This is a genomic window from Nocardia sp. NPDC055029 (genome assembly GCF_053608525.1).
The window spans coordinates 58,007-79,241 of record NZ_JBSGVQ010000031.1; the positions used below are offsets into that span (position 1 = coordinate 58,007).

At 68.8% G+C, this 21,235-nt stretch carries 18 protein-coding genes; 7 read left to right on the forward strand and 11 right to left on the reverse strand.

What is annotated here, in order from left to right:
* Positions 1-45 precede the first annotated feature (45 nt).
* Positions 46-3,453: an arabinosyltransferase domain-containing protein gene (locus tag ACWF9G_RS24325; protein WP_452518146.1), complete on the forward strand. Its 3,408-nt coding sequence runs from the start codon at positions 46-48 to the stop codon at positions 3,451-3,453.
* A 65-nt stretch (positions 3,454-3,518) separates the two neighbouring features.
* On the opposite strand, the gene ACWF9G_RS24330 is transcribed toward ACWF9G_RS24325, so the two are convergent.
* From ACWF9G_RS24330 to ACWF9G_RS24340, 3 genes are all read right to left on the reverse strand, one after another.
* A complete protein-coding gene (locus ACWF9G_RS24330; RefSeq protein ID WP_452518093.1) occupies positions 3,519-4,628 on the reverse strand; it encodes an alpha/beta hydrolase in 1,110 nt (369 codons plus the stop codon).
* Between the two features lie 229 nt (positions 4,629-4,857).
* Positions 4,858-6,528, reverse strand: coding sequence for a protein kinase domain-containing protein (locus ACWF9G_RS24335; protein WP_452518094.1), 1,671 nt, complete (start codon positions 6,526-6,528; stop codon positions 4,858-4,860).
* A gap of 94 nt (positions 6,529-6,622) precedes the next feature.
* Positions 6,623-7,525: an extracellular catalytic domain type 1 short-chain-length polyhydroxyalkanoate depolymerase gene (locus ACWF9G_RS24340; protein WP_452518095.1), complete on the reverse strand. Its 903-nt coding sequence runs from the start codon at positions 7,523-7,525 to the stop codon at positions 6,623-6,625.
* Positions 7,526-7,719: 194 nt separating this feature from the next.
* On the opposite strand from ACWF9G_RS24340, the gene ACWF9G_RS24345 reads away from it, so the two are divergent.
* Entirely contained in the window at positions 7,720-8,853 is a 1,134-nt protein-coding gene (locus tag ACWF9G_RS24345) for a metallophosphoesterase (protein WP_452518097.1), read from the forward strand.
* A gap of 40 nt (positions 8,854-8,893) precedes the next feature.
* Here the strand turns inward: ACWF9G_RS24345 and ACWF9G_RS24350 are convergent, their stop codons facing one another.
* Entirely contained in the window at positions 8,894-9,592 is a 699-nt protein-coding gene (locus ACWF9G_RS24350) for an LppP/LprE family lipoprotein (RefSeq protein ID WP_452518099.1), read from the reverse strand.
* Between the two features lie 261 nt (positions 9,593-9,853).
* On the opposite strand from ACWF9G_RS24350, the gene ACWF9G_RS24355 reads away from it, so the two are divergent.
* Together ACWF9G_RS24355 and ACWF9G_RS24360 are read left to right on the forward strand one after the other, a co-directional pair.
* Positions 9,854-10,216: a PadR family transcriptional regulator gene (locus ACWF9G_RS24355; RefSeq protein WP_452518101.1), complete on the forward strand. Its 363-nt coding sequence runs from the start codon at positions 9,854-9,856 to the stop codon at positions 10,214-10,216.
* On the forward strand, positions 10,216-11,562 hold the full coding sequence (locus tag ACWF9G_RS24360; RefSeq protein ID WP_452518103.1) for a permease prefix domain 1-containing protein: 1,347 nt from the start codon (positions 10,216-10,218) through the stop codon (positions 11,560-11,562). Before ACWF9G_RS24355 ends, ACWF9G_RS24360 begins: the two co-directional genes overlap by 1 nt.
* 26 nt (positions 11,563-11,588) lie before the next feature.
* On the opposite strand, the gene ACWF9G_RS24365 is transcribed toward ACWF9G_RS24360, so the two are convergent.
* The 4 genes from ACWF9G_RS24365 to ACWF9G_RS24380 all read right to left on the reverse strand — a co-directional run bounded on the left by ACWF9G_RS24365 (position 11,589) and on the right by ACWF9G_RS24380 (position 15,509).
* Positions 11,589-11,972, reverse strand: a complete 384-nt coding sequence (locus tag ACWF9G_RS24365) for a DUF1304 domain-containing protein (protein WP_452518105.1) — start codon at positions 11,970-11,972, stop codon at positions 11,589-11,591.
* Positions 11,973-12,100: 128 nt separating this feature from the next.
* Entirely contained in the window at positions 12,101-13,135 is a 1,035-nt protein-coding gene (locus ACWF9G_RS24370) for a fatty acid desaturase family protein (protein WP_452518106.1), read from the reverse strand.
* Positions 13,136-13,180: 45 nt separating this feature from the next.
* Positions 13,181-14,725 carry an MFS transporter gene (locus ACWF9G_RS24375; protein ID WP_452518147.1) on the reverse strand — a complete coding sequence of 515 codons (1,545 nt, stop codon included), beginning with the start codon at positions 14,723-14,725 and terminating at the stop codon, positions 13,181-13,183.
* A gap of 76 nt (positions 14,726-14,801) precedes the next feature.
* Complete coding sequence (locus tag ACWF9G_RS24380; RefSeq protein WP_452518107.1) at positions 14,802-15,509, reverse strand: class I SAM-dependent methyltransferase; 708 nt, start codon at positions 15,507-15,509, stop codon at positions 14,802-14,804.
* A 172-nt stretch (positions 15,510-15,681) separates the two neighbouring features.
* On the opposite strand from ACWF9G_RS24380, the gene ACWF9G_RS24385 reads away from it, so the two are divergent.
* A complete protein-coding gene (locus tag ACWF9G_RS24385) occupies positions 15,682-16,353 on the forward strand; it encodes a DUF4352 domain-containing protein (protein ID WP_452518109.1) in 672 nt (223 codons plus the stop codon).
* Between the two features lie 167 nt (positions 16,354-16,520).
* A complete protein-coding gene (locus tag ACWF9G_RS24390; protein WP_452518111.1) occupies positions 16,521-16,850 on the forward strand; it encodes a nucleotide pyrophosphohydrolase in 330 nt (109 codons plus the stop codon).
* A gap of 1 nt (position 16,851) precedes the next feature.
* Here ACWF9G_RS24390 and ACWF9G_RS24395 read toward each other — a convergent pair whose 3' ends face one another.
* The 3 genes from ACWF9G_RS24395 to ACWF9G_RS24405 form a co-directional block, all read right to left on the reverse strand.
* On the reverse strand, positions 16,852-17,565 hold the full coding sequence (locus ACWF9G_RS24395; RefSeq protein WP_452518113.1) for a YwaF family protein: 714 nt from the start codon (positions 17,563-17,565) through the stop codon (positions 16,852-16,854).
* 76 nt (positions 17,566-17,641) lie between these two features.
* A complete protein-coding gene (locus ACWF9G_RS24400) occupies positions 17,642-18,235 on the reverse strand; it encodes a Uma2 family endonuclease (RefSeq protein ID WP_452518115.1) in 594 nt (197 codons plus the stop codon).
* A 64-nt stretch (positions 18,236-18,299) separates the two neighbouring features.
* Positions 18,300-20,606, reverse strand: coding sequence for an ATP-binding protein (locus ACWF9G_RS24405; RefSeq protein ID WP_452518117.1), 2,307 nt, complete (start codon positions 20,604-20,606; stop codon positions 18,300-18,302).
* Positions 20,607-20,802: 196 nt separating this feature from the next.
* On the opposite strand from ACWF9G_RS24405, the gene ACWF9G_RS24410 reads away from it, so the two are divergent.
* On the forward strand, positions 20,803-21,189 hold the full coding sequence (locus tag ACWF9G_RS24410) for a Zn-ribbon domain-containing OB-fold protein (RefSeq protein WP_452518148.1): 387 nt from the start codon (positions 20,803-20,805) through the stop codon (positions 21,187-21,189).
* The last annotated feature ends 46 nt before the right edge of the window (positions 21,190-21,235 follow it).

The following is a 21,235-nucleotide window of genomic DNA, read 5'->3' on the forward strand; positions in this document are numbered from 1 at the left end:
TCGCCGGGTGGGGGTCAACCGTCCGGCAGCGCCCAGCCTTCCGGCATCTCGCGCAGCGCTCCGCCTTCCGGTGCAACGCCACCCGCTGGTGCGACTCCACCATCCGCCGCGCCTCGGCCTGGTGGCGATCCAGGCGGGCCGTCCTCAGACGATGCCGCACCCGGAGCACCTTCCCCTGGCAATGCCGCGCTTGACAATGGTCGGCCGATGACGGGACCGCCGCCGGGCGCGACGCCTCCGCCAGGCGCCACAGCGCAGGGACCTGGCGCGCCGCCTTCCAGCGCTCCAGCGCCGACACCGGCCGGGCCGGGTGCGCTGCCATCGACGATCCCACCGGCAGGGTCCACGCCGCCGGGAGCCGGAGCGCCGCCGTCAGGGGCGACCGCTCCGACGAGCGCACCATCAGGCGATCGGCCGCCGGGTACCGAAACGCCGCCTGGTGGCGCAACATCAGGCGGTGCACCGGAGAACGTGCCGGTTGCGCGATGCACGGCGCTGACCGTCACGTCGACCGCGACGAGCACGACTGCCGAGTTGACCGGGATGACCAAGGCCGACGGATCACCGATGCGGACGACCGTGGATGTCGATGTCCGCCCACAGATCGTGGGTGTCTACACCGAGCTGGATCGGGGGCGGATCGGCGATGCGCGTCTGCATGCCGAGATCGATGCGCGGTTCTCGTCGAGTCCGAGCGGGTGGAAGCTGGCGGCGATCGTCGGTGCGGTGCTGTGCGCACTGATCGCGCTGATCTGCTTGCATCGCAGCGATATTCGTGATGGTCGCCGGTCCCGGCGGATCCTGCCCGCCCGCTGGTGGCGGTTCACCGGTCTCGACGCGACGGTCGCGGGCACGCTGGTCCTCTGGCATGTGATCGGCGCGAACAGTTCCGACGACGGCTACATCCTGACGATGGCGCGGGCGTCGCGGGAGGCCGGGTATACGGCCAACTACTACCGCTGGTTCCAGGTCGCCGAGGCACCGTTCGGCTGGCCGTACGAGGTGCTCGCGCAGATGACCCGGATCAGCGATGCCGGGGTTTGGATGCGGCTGCCCGCGCTGCTGGCCGGGCTCGTGTGCTGGCTGGTGCTCAGCCGGGAAGTGTTGCCGCGCCTGGGTTCCCGGGTCGCCGCGAGTACCGCGGCGCGCTGGACCGCGGCCCTGGTGTTCCTGTCGATCTGGTTGCCCTACAACAACGGTCTGCGCCCGGAACCGCTGATCGCGGTCGGCGCGCTGCTCACCTGGTGCTCGATGGAGCGGGCGATCGCGACCCGCCGGCTGCTGCCCGCCGCCGTCGCGGTCCTGATCGCCGCGTTCTCCCTGGCTGCGGGGCCGACGGGACTGATCTGCCTGGCGGCCCTGCTGGCCGGTTCACGCCCGGTCCTCCGGACGATCATCGCCCGTGCCACAACAGGTTCGGGGCCCACGTCGCTACGCTACGCGGCCCTGCTGGCGCCGATCGCGGCCGCGGGCACCCTGGTGCTGATCGTCGTCTTCGCCGACCAGACGTTCTCGACCGTGCTGGAGGCCACCCGGGTCCGCCAGCTCGTCGGCCCCGACATGTCCTGGTTCGAGGAACGCACCCGCTGGGATTCCCTGCTGTCGGTGAACCCCGACGGCTCCCTGGCCCGGCGATTCGGCGTCCTCGCCATGCTCGGATGCCTGGCCGTCGGCATCCTGGTGACCCTGCGCCGCGGCGGCCGCATCCCCGCGACCGCCCGCGGCCCCGTCACCCGCCTCCTCGCCGTCACCGTCATGGCGCTGCTGCTGATGATGTTCACCCCCACCAAGTGGACCCACCACTTCGGTGTCTACGCGGGCCTGGCGGGCGCCCTCGCCGCCGTCACGGCGGTGGCCCTGAGCCGCGCCTTCCTGCGCCCGTACCTCCGTACCCTGTTCGCCGCGGCGGTCCTGTTCCTGCTGGCCCTCTGCTTCACCGGCTCCAACGGCTACTGGTACGTCTCCGGTTACGGCGTCCCCTGGCCCGACCGCGCCCCCACCCTCGGCGACATCGAGATCTCCACCCTCTTCCTCGCCGCCACCGCCCTGGCCCTGCTCGCCGCCCTCTGGCAGTACTACCGAACCACCGACGAGAACTCGCGGCCCCTCGAAACTTCGACAGCTACAAGGCATTTCAGGTTCCCTGTGGTTGCGCCACTCAGCGTGGCCGCCGCCGCGATGGTGCTGTTCGACGTGGGATCACTGGCGACAGCTGCCGTCTCGCAGTACCCCGCGTATTCGGTCGGGCTGTCGAACCTGCGCACGCTGACCGGCGATCGGTGCGCCATGGCCGATGACGTGCTGGTCGAGACCAATACCGCCGACTCGCTCCTCACGCCGTACACCGGCACGGTCGCCGACGGGCTCGCTGCGGAGAACACCGGCTTCACCCCGAACGGCATCGGCAGCCTCGCGCCCGATCCCGGCCCGGGTCAATCATCCGCTCCCCCATCGGGTTCAGGTCCCGCACCCGGCGGCCCAGAAGGCGCGGGCCCAGGAGGCGGCGCCCCTGGTGGCCCCGGCCCGGGCGGCGGTGGGCCTGGCGGCTCAGCACCGAGCGGCCCCGGCGGATCGGTTCCCGGTGGCGCAGGCGGATCGGCTCCGGGTGGACCGGGCGCGGCTCCTGGCGTCAACGGCAGCACGGTCGCACTCCCCTTCGGCCTCGTCCCGGAACGCACTCCGGTACTCGGCAGCTACTCCACCGGCGCACCGCAGCGCACGCAGTTGACCACCCAGTGGTACCGACTGGATCTGGCTGCCGCACAGCAGGATCCCGCGTATCGGGTGCTGATCCTGACCGTCGCCGGGCGCATCGAATCCGTGGCGCCGGACGGTTCACGCCTACCCGGTCAGCGGGTACGGGTGGAGTTCGCCAAGCGCACGGACGACGGAACCGTCACGCCCCTGGGCGATGCCACGCCGCCGACGGTCGGCGGCGCACCGGGCTGGCGCAACCTGCCGATCGACCTAAACCAGGCGCCCGCGGGCACCACGGCGGTCCGCCTCGTCGCCGAGGCCGGTGAACCCGACCCGATGCAGTGGCTCGCGGTTACTCCGCCGCGGCTGCCGAAACTGTCGTCGCTGAACACGGTGGTCGGCGGCACCGATCCCGTACTGGCGGATTGGCATGTGGGACTGGCATTTCCGTGCCAGCGCCCGTTCGATCACCGCACCGGTGTCGCGGAGATGCCGCTGTGGCGGATCCAGCCGGACAAGCTCAACGCGCAGGTCTCCGAGACCTGGCAGGGCGACACCGGCGGCGGCCCGCTCGGCTGGACCGGCATGCTCATGCAGTCGCGCACCATCCCGGCCTACCTCGCCGACGACTGGACCAGGGACTGGGGCGAACTTCAGCGCCTCACCCGCCTGGTCGCCGCACCACCGGCCGAGATCACCGTCCGCGAAGACAGCGCGTGGGGCTGGACGAACGAAAGCCCCATCAGGACAAGCTGATCCGCGACAAACAGAAACCGCCGTTGCCTCCGTGGAGGCAACGGCGGTTTCTCGTGCGGGACGGACTACTTCGGCGGCTCACCGGCAGGCGGCTGACCGCCCGCGGGCGGCTGGCCACCCGGCGCACCGGCGGGCGGTTCACCACCGGCAGGCGGCGCCCCGGCGGGCAACGGCTTGCCGATATTGCGCGCCATATCGGGCATCAGGCGAATGGCGACCTGCTCCCAGGTGCCCCAGTTGTGGATGCCGATGTCGGGGAAGTCGTAGCTGATGTTCGTGTATCCCAGTGCGGTGATTCGCTTTTCGAACGAGCGGGTGTTGGCCAGCGCGATCGCCTCGAGCGGCATGCCCTGCGTGATCGCGTCGATCGAGGACAGGTCCTGGTCGGCAGGCTTGGCGCTACCAGCGGAGATGTAGAGGCGGGTGTTGTTGGCGATCAGCTTCTCGGCGAACCCGTACGGGTCCATCCGCCGCCACTTCTCGCTGCCCGCGGGCGCCATCGCCTCGATGTTGTAGCCACCGCTGGCGATCATCGCCGCGCCGAGCGCCTCCCGCATGCCCGGCATCGACATGTGCAGGTAGCCCGACAGCGAACCCGCGTAGGTGAACTGCTCCGGATGGTAGGCCGCCATCAACAGCGCCGCGCTGCCACCGCTGGACAGCCCGACCACCCCGTTGCGGGTCGAACTGAAGCCCAGCCTGCTCTTCAGCGCGTCGGGCAGGGTCTTGGTGATGAAGGTTTCCCACTGATAGGTGTTGACCTTGCCGTTGGTGTCTTCCCAGCCGCCGATGGCCGACCCGGAGTCCGCGCTCGGCAGGGCCGACCCGTCGGGGTTGACGCCGAAGAAGTTGCTCGGCTGCTCCCAGTCGGCGTAGAAGCTGGACTGCCCGCCGACCGGCATCACCACATTGATGTTGAACTTCGCCATCTGCGCCGGGATGGAGGTGTGCTTCTCCCAGCCGTTCAGGTCGTCCTCGGCGCGCTCACCGTCGAGCAGGTAGACCACCCGGTCGGTGTTGCCGTCGGCCGCCCGGATGATGCGGGTGTTGATGGTGCCCATCGAGGAATCCACCCGGAAGTCGATCGCCGACGGGTCGGCATCGGCCGTCGCGGGACCCACCGCGGCCACCGACGCCCCGAGCGGCAGCAGCGCGGTCACGACAGCACCCGCCATGGTGCGCCGGAGCCTGCTGGATCTGGGTCGGCGCTCCTGCGCCCCTCCCACAGTTACGCCAAGCATGATCGGAGTTCTGACCTTTCCGTTGTGCGGCACCGCCGCTCCCCACTCCACCCGACCGCGACACGACAGCCTGCGGGCGGATCCTGCCGGGCAGCATAGCGCGCCCCCGATCCGGCGGGCATATCGAAAACCGATGTGACGCAGCTCTCTTCGGGCCGCGCGCTCAGCCGACGTGGTCGATGCGGGAGACACAGAATCCGTTCGCGGCATGGTCGAGGGTGAGCTCGACCGCTGTCGTCGCACCGTCGACGCTGGTCACCGGCGCACTGACAATCACGGCCGAACCCGCCGAGCCACGGACCGTGAGCGCCTTGTCGTCGAAGCGCCGAACCCCGGACAGCGCACTGCCCAACTGGGCGCCGGTGCACAGCAGCGGGTAATCCGGTTCCACGTCGGCCGGGTTCACCGGATAGCCGACCACCCGGCTCAGGTAGCGCTCGGCGGTGTAGCGGGCCTGCTCGTCGGTGAGCCGCGTCACCGCCGGGTCGCTGACGATCGGACAACCGTAGGTGGACCGTAACTCGCTGGGGCGCAAGCTCACCTGGAGCACGTCGTTGCGCCAGTACGGACCGAATTGGCCGAGAACCCCTGGCCGGCGCACCGCGTCGGTGATCTGCTCGGCGTCGCCGTACATCCGGGGAATCTCGGCGGGCGACTGGGTCCAGCACTTGCGGATCAGCGCGCTCATATCGCCCGCGAGGACGTCGTCGAGCCAAGGGCGCAGGACCGTCGCCGCGGTCGGGCTGTCCGGCACCGCACCGATCTGCGCCGCCGAGGAGGGCGCAGGCCCGCCGGAGTTACCGGTCATCGCACGGTCTTTGGCGGTCAGTACGGCGACCGCGGTCACCCCGGCCACCACCGCGGCGGCGCCGATTCCGAGCAGGATTCGCCGCGTTCGCGAGGCGCCCGACGGCGATCCGGGGTCAGGCGAGAACCGTGGCAGCGACGCCTGCGTTTCTCGCGGCAGCACAGCGGTATCCCCCGTCACCGGACTGCCGGTGAGCGCCGCAACCGCCGCGTCGGCGAGCGCACCGCAGCTGGCGAACCGGTCGTCCGGGTTCTTCGCCATGGCGCGCGCGATCACCGCGTCCATGGCAGGCGGCAGCGCCGGATTGCCTGCCGACGGACGCGGCGGCGGTTCGATCAGGTGCGCACTGATCAACGCGGCCGGGCTCTCCCGCTGGAACGGAACGAAACCGGTGAGCAACTCGTAGAGGGTTCCGCCGAGGGCATACACATCGGTGCGCACGTCGAGCGGATCGCCCTCTAGCTGCTCGGGCGCCGCGTACGCGAGGGTGCCGAGCACCGAGCCCGCCGAGGTGAGGCTGGTCGTCTCGCCCATGCTGCGGGCGATGCCGAAGTCGGTGACCAGCACCTCGTCGGTGCCGTCCTCGGCGCGCGCGATCAGCAGATTCGCCGGTTTGATGTCGCGATGCAGCAGGCCCTGCCGGTGCGCGTAGTCCAGGCCCTTGGCCGCCTCGGCGACGATGCGCACCGCCCGCTCCGGCGTCAGCACCGACAGGCCCTGGCGCAGCAGCTGCGCCGCGTCGAGGCCGTCGACGAACTGCATCGCGATCCACAACCGGTCACCGTCGACGCCACGGTCGAAGATCTGCACGACATTCGGGTGCCGCAACCGGGCGGCCAGGTCGGCCTCTCGCTCGAATCGCGCCCGGAAGGTCGGTTCCACCGCGAGGCGCGCGTCGAGGACTTTCACCGCGTCCCGGCGCGGCAGCCGCGGATGCTGCGCCAGATAGACCGCGCCCATTCCCCCGCCGCCGAGCCTGCGTTCGATGCGGTATCCCGCAAGGCTCGCCCCTGGCCCGAACTCCATCACTGCTCCTTCGCGTCACGACCACCCACGTGACTGCGCTCAGGCTATCCGCCGCGCCGCGCCGCCGCCGCAGGTCGGATTCACCTGTGCCACTTCAGCGGTGGTGCGCGGCGAAGAAATCCCAGATCAGCCGGGTCGCGTCGAGTGCGTCGGGCGGGCGGTCCGGATCGAGCCGTTCTAGCGCGGACAGCTCGGCGCCCGGCCACCGGTGCCCCGCACCCGCCACGGTGACCAGGTCGACCGCACGCCCGTCGCGGCAGCTCGCCCGCAGGGTCGTGACGCGATCGTGGATCGTCGATACCGGCGGGGCGCAATCGTCGACAGCACGCCAGAACTCGTTCAGCTCCGGCACCGACGGTCCGTCGATCCGGGCGACGCCGCTGCCGGGCGCACCGTCGTAGCGGATGTTCTCGTCGTCGGTGCCGTGCAGGTGGATCACCGAGGTCGGCGAGGGGTGCGGGCAGTCACCGAGCTGGGTGCCCGCGACGGCACCGACGGCGGCGGCGATCGAGGTCCGGCAGGCCATCGAGTACGCCATCATCGCGCCGTTGCTCATGCCGGTGAGGTAGATCCGGTCGCGGTCGATCGGCACGGTGCGGACCAGCTCGTCGATCATCTCGGTCAGGAACCCCACGTCGTCGACGCCGGTGCGGGCTGGATTGCCGCAGCAGCCGCCCGCGTTCCAGGCGCGGTCTACGCCGTCGGGGTAGGCGACGACGAACCCGCCCGCATCGGCCTGGGCATCCCATCCGTACGCGCGCTGCGCCTGCTCGCCGGTGCCGAGCCCGCCATGCAGCACCACCACCAGCGGAGGTCGCGCCGGGAGCGTGACAGGCCGGTAGACCCGGTAATGGCGAGTCCGGCCGTCGTGCTCGAGCACCTGCTCGGTCGTCCCCGCGAGGGCGGTGTCATCGGCCCCGGGGTCTCGGAGGGCGACGATTCCGACGACAACCAGCACGACCGTGACAGTCGCGGCGGCGAGTAGCGCGATCCGCATGCGATCAGTCAACTGGTCCGCAGCCTGCCAGGCAACGAGCCGATCGATCCGGCGACAAGCGTCGCGATCCGCACGCGACCAGGCAACCCGCCAGCGCGCCACCAGGCAACGAGCCCGCCGTTCCGGCAGCGCTAGGCTGGATGACCTAGTCGTGGCCGCGACCCCTCGGGCGGCCCTGCGCAGGACGGGACCCCGTGAGATTCGCTGTACGCCTGATGTTGATATTGCTGATTCCGGCGCTGCTGTTCGCCCTGCCCTGGTGGACGCTGGTAGCGGCGCCCTCCGGCGGCACCGGACCGCTGTTCTGGATCGGCACCGCGGTCTGCGTGCTGGGGTACCTGTGCCTGCCCGCCGCGATGTTCCTCGGTCACGGACCGGCCCAATCCGATCCGGCGGTCATCGTCGGCGACATCATGCTCGGCGTGCTGTGGGTCGTGTTCTCGTGGTCGGTGATCGGTGTGTTCGTCCGGGGCGCACTGGCGGTCGCCGGGGTCGACGGCGGGCAGGCCGCGCGGATCGTGGCGCTCGGTGTGCTGGTGGTCTCGGTCGCGCTGGTCGCCTACGGCGTGTACGAGGCGCGCCGGGTCCCGCGGGTCCGCACCGTCGACGTCGCGATCCGCGGCCTGGCCGAGGGGCTGGACGGACTGCGCGTCGTGGTCGTCACCGACACCCACTTCGCCGCGCTCGACCGGCTGCGGTGGTCGGAGCGGGTGGTCGACGTGGTCAATGCCCAGCGGCCCGATATCGCCTGCCACGCCGGTGATCTCGCCGACGGTTCGGTGGCGAAGCGCAGCGCCCAGGTCGACCCGCTCGCCCGCGTCGAGGCACCGCTCGGCCGGTTCTACATCACCGGCAACCACGAGTACTTCGGCGACGCGCAGGGCTGGATCGACCACATGGCCTCGATCGGCTGGCAGCCACTGCACAACGAGCACCGGATCGTCGACCGCGACGGTGACCGGCTGATCGTCGCCGGTATCGACGACCCCACCGGCACCGGCCTGCCCGGCCACGGTCCCGACCTGCCCGCCGCGCTCGCGGGCACCGACCCGGACCTGCCGGTCGTGCTCCTGGCCCATCAGCCCAAGCAGATCGCCGACAGCTCCGCGGCCGGTGTCGCCCTGCAGATCTCCGGGCACACCCACGGCGGTCAGATCTGGCCGTTCCACTACCTGGTCCGGCTCGACCAGCCGGTCGTCGCGGGCCTGAGCAGGCACGCGAACAACACCCAGCTCTACACCAGCCGCGGCACCGGCTACTGGGGCCCGCCGCTGCGGGTCTTCGCGCCCAGCGAGATCACCGTCCTGGTGCTGCGACCGGAGCGGTGACCGGCGGCGGCCAAGTCACGGTCGGCATCCGCCGGGGCGCCTAGCGGTGCGGCTGGGTCACTTCCGTCGGCAGCGGCGCACTCATCGTGAGCTTGGAGCCGGTCCAGGTGTAGGTGATCGTCGCCGGGCCACCCTGCGGTGCGGCGAACGGTTCGTCGGCGACCAGCCACTTGTAGTCGACGGTGACCGCGTTGCCGCCGGCACCGGTGACGTAGGTGAAGGCGTAGGCCTCGGAAGTGGCTGTGCCCAGCCACTTTCCGTCACTGAAGAACAGGATGTGGATCGGCGCGCCCGCCGAGTTGCCGCCTACCGCCCGCACCCAGAGCAACTGCCCACAATTGCCCGGCTGGTCGGCCGAGGCCTGCGAGGCGACCCAGCTGCCGCCGAGGCGGGATAGCGCGTTCTGCACGCCGGTGGAGGCGGGATCGATGCAGCGGCCCGGTCCGCTGATGTCGTTGGCGGGGGCCGGGTTCGGGGCCGTGGTGTCCGGCGCCGAGGTTTCCACGGGTGCCTCGGTGACCGGGGCAGGCGCTACGGTGCCCGGGGCATCAGGCGCCTGGGTAACGCCGGGAGCCTGGGTGGCGGGCGGCTGCTGACCGGCCGACGGCTGAGCGACGGTCGCCGATGCCTTACCCGTCGTGGTCGATGTAGTTGTCCCCGAACCGATTTCCCCACTGCAGCCTGCCACCGACGCCGCGGCAATGGCGATCAGCGCACTCATCCGTACTGCGTTCTTCATGATTCCTCGATTCGTGTCCCCGTCGCGCCACCTCGCGCGTACTGATGACTCCATCGGGACCCTGAACAGCCCTGTTAGGCGAAATCCGCCGATCCTCACCCTAGGGTGCGAAATCATCACCCCCGGTAACGAATTCGGCCGGAGGGCGTTCACCCTCGGCCGCATCTGGTCAACGGCCTGCGATCGGCCCGCGAGGCCAGCCTACGAGGCATACCTAGATCTGCTAGGTTGTGACCTAGTAGTTCTAGGTATAGGAGTCGGATGCGGATCGACAAAGACCTGGTGGCGGCGTCGGCGACGCCGTTGGTGCTCGGGATTCTCGCCGAGGGCGAGTCGTATGGGTACGCGATTCTCGAGCAGGTGAACGCGCTGTCGCGCGGGCGGATGCAGTGGACCGACGGGATGCTCTATCCCCTGCTGCACCGGCTCGAGCGGCAGGGGCATGTGACCTCGGCCTGGCGGACTTCCGACAGTGGGCGGCGGCGGAAGCACTACCTGATCACCGACTCGGGGCGGGCGGCGCTCGCGGAGCGGCGCGCGCAGTGGACCGTTGTCGCCGAGGCGCTGGACCAGGTGTGGCGCAGCGCCACGCTGCCTCCGAACGTGGCGAAGGGATGGGCGTGATGGACACCGAGGCGCAGTTGCAGACCCATATCGCGCAGTGGCGCGGCTACGTCCAGCGCCACCGGGCGATCTCGGTCGCCGATGTGGACGAGATGGAAGACCATCTGCGCGAACAGGTCTCGACCTTGCAGGACGCGGGTCTCGCGGGCGACGAGGCGTTCCTGGTCGCGGTGAAGCGGATGGGCAGTCTCGACGCGATCTCCCGCGAGTTCGCGCGCGAGCATTCCGAAAGGCTGTGGAAGCAGCTCGTTCTGCTGCCCACCGAGTCCGAAGACGCCGAGCGGCAAGGCAATCGGGAGCTGCTGGTCGCCCTGGCACTCGCCGTCGGCGCGGCGCTGTCGCTGAAGGCCGGGTTCGCCTGGCTCCGGGACTCGGCCATCGCCGTGAATGTCAGCCTGCTCGTGCTGCCCTTCCTCGCAGCCTATTTCGCGTGGAAACGGCAGGTCACGGTGAAGGCCGCCGCGGCGCTGGTCGTGCCGTTCGTGCTCGCCGCGCTGGTACTGAACCTCTATCCCTTCGAACCAGAAGGGACCACCGAGGTCATCGCCGCGATCCACGCGCCGATCGCGCTGTGGTTCGTCGTCGGCCTCGCCTATGTCGGCGGGGACTGGCGTTCGGACCGCCGCCGGATGGACTTCATCCGGTTCACCGGTGAATGGTTCGTCTACCTCACCCTGCTCGCACTGGGCGGCGGTGTCCTCATCGGGCTCACCGTCGGCGCGTTCGAGACGCTGGACCTGCGTATCGAACCGGTCATCGAGGACTGGGTGCTGCCGTTCGGCGCCGCGGGCGCGGTGATCGTCGCCGCCTGGCTGGTCGAGGCGAAACAGAATGTCGTGGAGAACATCGCACCGGTGCTCACCCGGGTGTTCACGCCGCTCACCATCGTCATGCTGGTGGCCCTGCTCGCGGCGTTCGCGACGACCCGCAGCGTGATCGACGTCGACCGCTCCCTGCTGATCCTGATGGACCTGATCCTGGTCCTGGTGCTCGGTCTGCTGCTGTATTCGATCTCCGCCCGCGACCCGCTGGCCCCGCCCGGCCTCTTCGACCGCGTCCAGCTGGTCCTGGTGATCAGCGCCCTCGCCGTCGACGTGGTCATGCTGGCCGCCATGCTCACCCGCATCGCCGAATTCGGCTCCACCCCGAACAAGGTCGTCGCGCTCGGCATGAACGTGGTGCTCCTGGTGAACCTGGCGTGGTCGGTGCGGCTGGCAATCGGATTCCTGCGCGGCAGAAAGGGATTCGCCGACCTGGAACGGTGGCAGACCCACTACCTCCCCGTCTACGGCAGCTGGGCCGCGGCGGTGGTCATCGCGATTCCCCTTGCCTTCGATTTCGTCTGAGACAAGCGCGGCTGTCGCGCTGGTGATCAGAGCCGGGCGATCACCAGCACGACACAACCGATCAGCGGCGGAACCAACTGGATCAGCGCGGCCCGCGCCTTGTCCGGCGAGGAAACCAGCAGCACCACACCGGCGGCGACCATCGACCCTGCCCCGGCCAGAACCAGCGCCACCCCGATCCCGGCATCGCCGAAGGCGGTGAACCCCATACCCACCGCCGCGACAATCGCCAGAAACAGGTTGTAGAACCCCTGGTTGAACGCCATCTCCCGGGTCGCTTCGGCCTGCTCCGCCGTGATCCCGAACGTCGCCCGCGTCCGCGGCCGCGTCCACTGCAACGACTCCATGACGAAGATGTACCCGTGCAACAGCACGGCGATCCCGACGAACACCAACGCGACCGCCACCATGGCTCCACCTCCCGAAAGACCCGGCGCACACCGGGCGTTGCCGCGATTATCTCCCGCCGCACCACAGTCGAGACCACGACGCGCACACCGGAAAAGACGACAGTCCGTGTCGCGAGGTGGGCGGGTGGCTAGTCGACCAGCTGCGGTGGCGTCCAGGTCTGGCGGCCGACCTCGTCGAGGTGACTCAGCGCTTGGACGTAGGACTCGACGAGGCCGGTCTCGCAGTACGGCACACCGATTTCGGCACAGTACCCGGCGACGATCGGCTGGGCCCGGCCCAGATTGGCGCGGGGCATCGACGGGAACAGGTGGTGTTCGATCTGGTAGTTCAACCCGCCAAGGGCGGTGTCGACGAGGAAGCCGCCGCGGACGTTGCGTGAGGTGAGCACCTGCCTGCGCAGGAAGTCGGTGTTGTCACCTTCGGGCAGCACCTCCATCCCCTTGTGATTGGGGGCGAACGTGCAGCCCATGTAGAGCCCGAACAGACCCTGCTGAACAGCGATGAACGCCAGCGCTTTTCCGGGCGGAAGCACCAGGAAGACCGCGGACAGGTAGCCGATACCGTGCGCGGCGAGCAGCGCGCCTTCCCACAGCCGGTTCGGGATGGGCCAGCGGAACACCGCCCGGACACTCGAGTAGTGCAGGCTGCCGCCTTCGAGCAACAGCATCGGGAAGAACAGCCACGCCTGGTAACGGAAGATCAGCCGGCGGATCCCCTTGCCCGCCCTGGCACGGTCGCCGGAAAAGGCCAGGATTCCCATCACATCGGGATCGGCGCCCTCGGTGTTGGGGTGGGCGTGGTGCCGGTTGTGATTGCTGGTCCACCAGCCGATGCTCAGGCCGATGGCGAGGTTGCCCGCGATCAGGCCGTACAGGTAGTTGGCCCGCCGGGACGCGAAGATCTGCTTGTGCCCTGCGTCGTGGCCGAGGAACGCGATCTGCGAGAACACCGCGGCCAGGAACACCCCGACGCCCAGCTGCCACCACGAGTCGCCGAGGACGAAGAACGCCGCCCACCCGGCGACGAACGCCGTCGCGGTGATCCCGCTCTTCCACCCGTAGTACCGCAGGTTCCGGTCCAACAGGCCCGCCGCCCTGATCCGGCGCAACAAGATCGAATATTCACTGCCGCGCACCGGGACGACATCCGAGACAACTACCACGGCACCAGCATGACGGATGGAGACCACCACCAGGTGAACTCGGGTCTACTTCGTCCCCGCCTTCGGCCGTTCGGTGTCGAGGGCCGTGAACACCGCTGCGGCGAGGATCATCACCGCCGAGACAAGCAGGGCCACATCCAGCCCGTGATGGAACGCGACCTTTCCGGTGTTGAGCACCTCGTTCACCTTCGACAGGTATTGCAGGTACGGGCCGATGTCGACGCCTTCGGGAATGCGGCCGCGTTCCACGGCCTGGATGGCGTCGGGCTGCAGCGAGGTCGGCAGACCCAACTCGGTCATCCTGGCGCGCAGGTCCGCGGAGAGGAACGAGCTCACCAGGACACCGAGCACCGCGACACCGAACGCCGAACCGACCTGGCGCATCGTATTGGTCACCGCGGCGGCCATTCCCGAGTGCTCCGCCGGGACCCCCGACATCACCGCCGAGGTCAACGGCACCACCGCGATCCCGAAGCCGAACCCGGCCACCGCCATCGCGGCCGCCAGCCACGGATCGTGCAGGGTGCCCGACAGGGCATGACGGGTCAGCAGAATTCCGCCCGCACCGAGTACGCAGCCGAGGATCATGGGAACGCGCGCGCCACGACGGGCCACCCAATAGCCCGCGATGAGGGACCCGAGCACGATGGCGACGGCCATCGGGGCGAAGACACCGGCGGTCCGCACCGCCGAATACGACTGCATCACTTGCAGATACAGCGCGGTGAAGAAGAAGATCGAGAAAATGCCGAAGTAGACCGCGAAGGCGACCACCAGCGCCCCGCGCACGGCCCGCAGCCGCAGATAGCGGAAATCGAGCATCGGTGCGCGCGCCCGCTTTTCGACGACGACGAACGCGGCGAGCGCGACACCACCGAGCCCGAACAGCCCAAGCACCGAAGGTGCGGTGTATCCCCGATCCTGACCAACAGTGGCGGCGTAGATCACCGATCCGAACGCCGTCGCGCCGAGCACCGCGCCTGCCCAGTCGACGGGCTCCTGCCGGGGATCAGAGCTCTCCGGAATCGACCACAGCGCGGCGACGAGCGCCACCGCCCCGATCACCAGGTTGAACCAGAAGATCGAGCGCCACCCGTAGGCGTGGACCAGCACGCCACCCAGGACCGGACCCGCCGCCAGCGCCAGTCCGGACACCGCCGCCCACACCCCGACCGCCTTGGCCCGCGCCTGCTCGCCGGGGAAGATGTGGCGCAGCACCGACAGGGTCCCCGGTTCCGAGGCCGCGGCGCCGAGTCCCATGATCGCGCGACCGGCGATGAGCATCGCGACGCTGCTCGCGAGCGCGGACACCACCGATCCGGCGCAGAAGATCACCAGGCCGATGATCATCACCCGCTTGCGCCCCCACCGGTCACCGAGCGACCCGCCTGCCAGCATCAGCCCGGCGAAGACCACGGTGTAGGAGTTGACCACCCACTGCAGCAACGTCACATCGGTACTCAACTCACGCCGGATATCGCCGAGCGCAACACTGACCACGGTGGTGTCCAAGAAGGTCACGAACACCACGGCGACGACTGCTGCCAGAGCGACTCCCGGCCGCGCCGGGGTACCCGGCGCCGTCCCCATCGGTCTCACGCGCTCAGGCTACCGGCGAGTTCGACCGCCCGCTGACCTTAGGATCATCGCGCCCCGAGACACGCCGTCACCAGGCGTAATACGACCTCACCGACGGCTGTCCGGTGTAGCCGGGGCCCGCGGTGTCGTCGGCACCCAGATAGGTCGCGGGGAAGCGCGGCGATCGCGGACCCTGTCCGCGCAGGTGCCGCTTGCGCCGGTCATAGGTCATCCCGCCCGTGCGCAGCGCATCGCGGACGGCGACCCCTGCCGACGAGCCGTCGCCGTGCCGGATCTCGTCGATGTCGAAGTCGGCAGCGAACAGACCGCCCTGCGCGACCCAGCCCGCCATGGCCGAGACCGCCGCCAGTTTGTCGCCGATGTAGTGCAGGCCATGCACACAGGTGACCAGGTCGGCAGGCCGGTCCGGTGTCCAGGCGGTAGCTGATGTGGTGATCAACCGCAGGCGCGGGGTGCGTGGGCGTGCGAGAAAGAAGTCGACGAGGTCGATGCCGATCAAGGTGAAATCGGCATCCGGAAACGTTTGCGCGAAAAGGACTTCCGCGTCGAGCAGAGCACGGCCCGACCCACAACACACATCGATCCAGGTGACCGCGGCCCGGGAATCACCCCGCAGCCGATCCGCCAGCCGTTCATACGGATCGAAGCCGAGCTCCCGCGCATAGCTGTTGACGCCGGAAAGCCCGCGTCCACGATTCATCGCATTGTTCGCGACCACCGACGACAGCTCCAGCGTGACGTCGTCGAGCAGGCGGGGCACAGAATCCGATGGCACCCCACCATTCTCGCCGCTGCCGACCCGGCGGGCAGCGCGTGCTGGTCGGCGCCCTTTTCCAGATTTCCTCGCAGTAAACGTGATCGCGTCGTGAGCTATGTAACGACCTGGTTGCTGGCGGAGATGACACACCCGCGTGGGGGGACACCCATGCGGACCAGGAGAGGACCCCTTGACCACACCGCCCTACCCACAGCAGCCCTACCCGCAGCCGCCGTACGGTCGGCAGCCCGGTTATCCGCCGCCGCCGAAGAAGAGCAACGCGAATGCGATCATCCTCGTCATCGTCGGCGTGTTCGTGCTCTGCGGGTTCGGCGGCTGCGTCGCCGCGTTGTCCAGCAGCGACGACAAGGACAAGGCGGCCACGACATTCACGACAGCGCCCGCCGGCCCTGCCTCACCCGGTGCGCAGGCGCCGGGCGCACCAGCTACCGGAGAAGGCGGACCCGCCGCCGTCGGGTCCACGGTGCGTGACGGCAAGTTCGAGTTCGCCGTGACGGCGGTCGACTCGCCGGTCAAGGTCATCGGTGACAACCCCTACCTGCAGAAGACCGCGCAGGGGGAGTACATCCAGGTGCATCTCACCGTCACCAACATCAGTAACAAGGCCCAGTCGTATTGGTCGGACAATCAGAAGCTGATCGATGACAGGGGCCGGGAGTTCAAGAACGACACGATGGCCGGAATCAACGTGAACGACGGAACGGCAATGGCTTCCGAGATCAACCCCGGCAACTCCGTCGACGTTGTCATCGTCTTCGATGTGCCCGCAGGCACGACACCAACCACCCTCGAACTGCACGACTCCGCGTTCTCGCGTGGCGCGAAGGTCGCGCTTCGCTGACATCAGCGCCTTGCAGGAATCGGCGCCTTGTCCTGGCAGATCGCCGAGCAGTACGTGGGCTGAGATGAGCCTGCCTCTGCCGAGTCACCGGTTGTCGACGCGGCAGAGGCGAACGGCCAAGTGGCTGAGGGTCGCTCGCGCTTGCGGTTGCGGGTATGGATGGAGTGATGGATCTTCAGCAGCTACAGCGACGGGCGATCGCCGTCCATGACCTGTACGACGAATTGAATCTGGCTGAGCGCGGTCGTATTTGGGACAGGCAGGACTTCATGCTCGGTTTCATGGGGGATGTCGGGGATCTGGCGAAGCTGGTGATGGCCGCGGAGGGCACCCGGTCGATGCCGGGAGGTCGTGCGGCGCTCGAGCACGAGCTTGCCGACTGCCTGTGGTCGGTGCTCATCCTGGCGCACCGCTACGAGGTCGATCTGCCTGCCGCGTTCACGCGGTCGATGACCGAACTCGAGGAGCTCATCGGCGCGAGGCTGGACGGTCGGTAACTCACATCTCGTTACGGCTGCGTCGCTGGTTGCGGACCCATGGCCAGGTCATCAGTGCCCATACGATGATCAGCAGAATGGCCACGGTGCCCAGATACCAGGGCCAGGGGCCGAGTACATCGAGCAGCGACGCCGTCGCGGGTTTCGCGTTAACGAATCCGTAGTTGGTATCGGCCAGCGTATTGAACACGAATGTCAGCGCAGCCCACACCGCGGTCACACCCACGGCGATTCGATAGCTCCGCCAATCCGGATGCATGCCGATACCCCAGGTGAGATAGATCGCGGCCCACACCACGGCCAGGTGGATCGCCCAGAAGGCGAGGAACTCCTTACTCGGGAAGTCCTGGCTCTCCAGGGCCGGTGATATCAGCGCCTGTGTGCTCAGGGTGAGGCACCAGTAGTAGGTCAGCGCGTACGCCCAGCGTCGGTGCGACCACAATGCGTATCCGGCGACCACGGTGGCAAGATCGGTCAGCCGCAGTGGGACGGACCGCTCGATGGTCGGAGGGATCATGGTGTAGAGGTAGATCGCCGCATAGAGCGCCAGCGTCACGACACCGAATGCTCGGCTGAATCGTCGTGCGGCAGCGGCACTTCGGTGCGTGCGCCCGACCCAGACCATGAGAATCGCGCCCACCACGAATATCGCCAGGACAATCCAGTGCGACAGTCCGTAGCCGGTGAATTCCCGCTGCGCCGATAGCGCGTCCACGCTGTCCCAGTGTAGTGATCACGGGCGTCGAACTCGCCTCATGCCACGGGCGAGCCACCTTCCGGTCCGGCCGCGGTCAGGCTTGCTCGAGAATGTCGAACGGGATGGTCACCTCGACCGGTTCGTCGAGGAGGAGAACCCTGCGGTGCACGGTGTGCGCACGGTAGCGGCGTCCGGACCAATCGAGGCGGTACTCCTCGATCTCCTCGATCCGTTCCTCCTTCTGATCCAGCCTGACGATGAGGTAGCGCGGAATCCCCGCGGCCGCATACTGGATCCGTTTGTCGGTGATGTCGGCATCGATCGTCGATTCCGAAGTCACCTCGACGACCAGCAACAGGTGGTCCCGCACCGAGTTGACGTCGTACGGTTCGCAATCGCGGATCCAGATATCGGGGTAGCGGATGTTCAACCGCCGATCGGCCGCCGTCGAGTCGGCATCAGCGAACCGAGCCGCGATGTCGGAATCCACCACCATGTACGGGCCGCCGTCGCGCCGTCCCGCCTCGAGCAACCCCGCAAGTCGCCGAACCACCCGGCTGTGCAGCGGGCTCTGCGCCATCACCCGCACGACCCGGCCGTCGACGATCTCGATATCACCCAGCTCGTCCGCCGCGCCATCCATGAACTCTTCAGCGGTCAGTCGCTGTTCACGATGCTGGTCGGGCATACCGCACATCATTGCAGGCTTCGGCTCATGCAGGGTTGACCTGGGTATCTGCGGGGCAGGCGTGCTACTTCTGATTCTGGGTGACCACCCAGGCGGCGACCTGGGCGCGGGTGGTGAAGTGCAGCTTGCTCAGGATGTGTTCGACATGGCCCGCTGCCGTGCGCTGTGAGATGACGAGTTTTTCCGCGATGGCGCGGTTGGTCAGGCCCTGGGCGACGAGTTCGGCGATCTGCTTTTCGCGGCGGGTCAGTGCGGCCATCGCGGCGGGCAGCTCCGCTGTCGCGGCCGGATCCTCCTCGAGTGCGTAGGCGAGCGCTTCCTCGACAGCGAGCTCGCGGCCTCGGCGCAGCGCCGCGTCAAAAGCGCGCTGTCCGAGCGCACGCGCGGCGAACTCCTGCGCCTGATGGCGATGGCCGAACATCTCGAGAATCATGACCGCTTGGCTGCCAACGGATTCGGCGACCGACAGGGCGGCGCCTGCCAGCACCGCGGCCCGCTGCGCCTGACGCTGCTCGGCCGCGACGAAGGCCAGGGTCGCCAGGCAGCTCGCGACGACCGACCAGTCGTCGATTGCCCGGGAATGTCGCAGACCCGCCTGCACGAGCACGGCCCCACGTTCGAGATCGCCGCGCTCGACCGTCGTATAGGCGAGCTGTGACAGTGAATAGGAGCGGTAGACCGACTCGCCACGCGCGGTGGTGATCGCCAGCGCCTGCTCCTGGCACGCCGCGGCGCGGTCGGTGTCCTGCAGCAGACCGCAGGCGGCGCCGAGCGCCAGCAGGACAGACACCTGATGCAAGACGTCACCGATGGCTTCGAACGCCGGCAGCGCCTGTTCGCAGTGCGTCACCGCGCCGGCGAAGTCGCCGGAGAACAGTGACAGCAATCCATCCGCACCGTTGACATAGGCGCCGAACACCTCGTCGCCGCCGGCCAGCGACCGCGCCTGCTCGATTCGCGCGGACGCGGACTGGAGGTCGGTCTGCATCGCGGCCAGGATCGTGTCCGCGCTCAGTGCCGCGATGTGTTCCAGCGTGGCGCCGCCCGTTCGCTCCAGCGCGCGCCCGAGCCAATAGCGTGCCTCGCTGACCCGCTGCCGCGCGACCCAGAACTCGTACAGCGCGACCGCGATCCGTTCGGCCGATCCCACCTCGTCGGGCTCGGTCAGGCTGAACTCCAAAGCCTCACGCAGATTGGGCTGTTCGCGGTTCAGCCGATCGATCCATTCCAGCTGCCGGGGCCCCATCCATCCGGTGTACGCCCGCAGCGCCAGCCGTTCGAACCAGTCGCGGTGGCGGCGCCGCAACGCAGGCTCGGCACCGCAGGCGCGCAACCGTTCCCGGCCGTACTCGCGCAGGGTTTCGAGCATCCGGTACCGGACGCGGCCGCCGTAGGTCTCCCGGATCAACACCGACTTGTCCACCAGCGAGCCGACCAGGTCGAGGACGTCGCCGGGCTCGAGCCCCGCACCGCAGATCGCTTCCGCGGCGTCCAGCTCGAAGCCGCCCGCGAACACCGACACGCGCGCCCACAGCTCACGCTCGCGGTCGGTGAGCAGGTCGTAGCTCCAGTCGATGCACTGACGCAGGGTCTGTTGCCGGGTCGGCGCCGCGCGACCGCCACCGATCAGCAGCCGATACCGGTCGTCGAGCCGTTGCAGGATCTGCTCCGGCGACATCGCCCGCAGCCTGGCCGCCGTCAGCTCGATGGGCAGCGGCAGGCCCTCGAGCCGACGGCAGATGCGTGCGACGGCGATCTTGCTGTCCTCGGTCAGCTCGAAGCCGGGGATGGCGGCCCGCGCGCGGTCGACGAACAGGGCGACGGCGTCAGACCGCAACAGCTTGCGCAGGCTCGGCGATCGCTCCGCCCCGGGAACTGTCAGCGGCGGCACCGGGACCACCGACTCCCCGCCGATGTCGATCGGTTCCCGGCTGGTCGCGAGGATGTGCAGACGGGGCGCGGCGCGCAGCAGCGATTCGGTCAGCGCGGCGATCGCGTCCACCAGGTGTTCGCAATTGTCGAGCACCAGGAGCAGATGGCGGGAGGCGATGTGCTCGACGATCAGTTCCAGCGGGGGTTGGGCGGTCTGCCCGGTCAGTTTCAGGGCGGACGCTACGGACCCGGCAACCAGCTCCGGCTCGCGTACCTTGCCGAACTCGACCAGCCAGACCCCGTCGTCGAACGCCCGGCGGACCTCTTCGGCCACCCGGAGCGCCAAACGAGTCTTGCCGACCCCGCCGATCCCGGTCAACGTCACCAGCCGCGACTCGGACAACAACTCCCTGACCTCGCCGATCTCACGTCCTCGGCCGACGAAGTGAGTCAGTTCCGCGGGGAGATTCCCCAGCGTGCCCTGGGTGGCAGGCTGCATCGGGCATGCCTCGCATTCGGTCGCGGTGGGTCCCCAGCGCCAGGTTACGCCGTGTTTCCCTCGCAAAAACAGGTATATCGACCGTCCCCGCGACGCCGCGGACGGAGGACGCTGAAGCAAGCGTCAGTACCACCTCACGGAGGACTTCATGTACCCACCCGATCCAGCGAACCGCGGCAGAGCCTGCGACAGGTTGATGATCCGCCGCTGTACAGCTTGCGACAAACTGTTCGCGCCGCTGGTTGCCGACTGCTCGTCGTGCGCGTCCGACAGCCTCGAGTGGCTGCCGTCCGCAGGCACCGGTTCGATCGTGTCCTGGCGGGTAGTGGATCGCACGGCCACCGGGACGCACAACGACGCGCCGTTGACGATCGCCATTGTCGAACTCGACGAGGGGCCGTGGGTCTACACGTCCATCGAAGGGGAAGTCCCGGCGATGCGGGGCTGCCCGGTGCGGGTGCAATTTCAGCCGTGTCCGCCGTCGGACAGGTTCCCCGTCTTCGCCGTGAGTGCCGATCTCCGCACGCCCGGCGAGCAACGCATGTCCGCCGACCGGATCAGTGCGACACTCACCGCGACGTAGCGGACCAGTGATCCCGGCGATCCGTGCGGCCGCTGCGGCTTGGGCG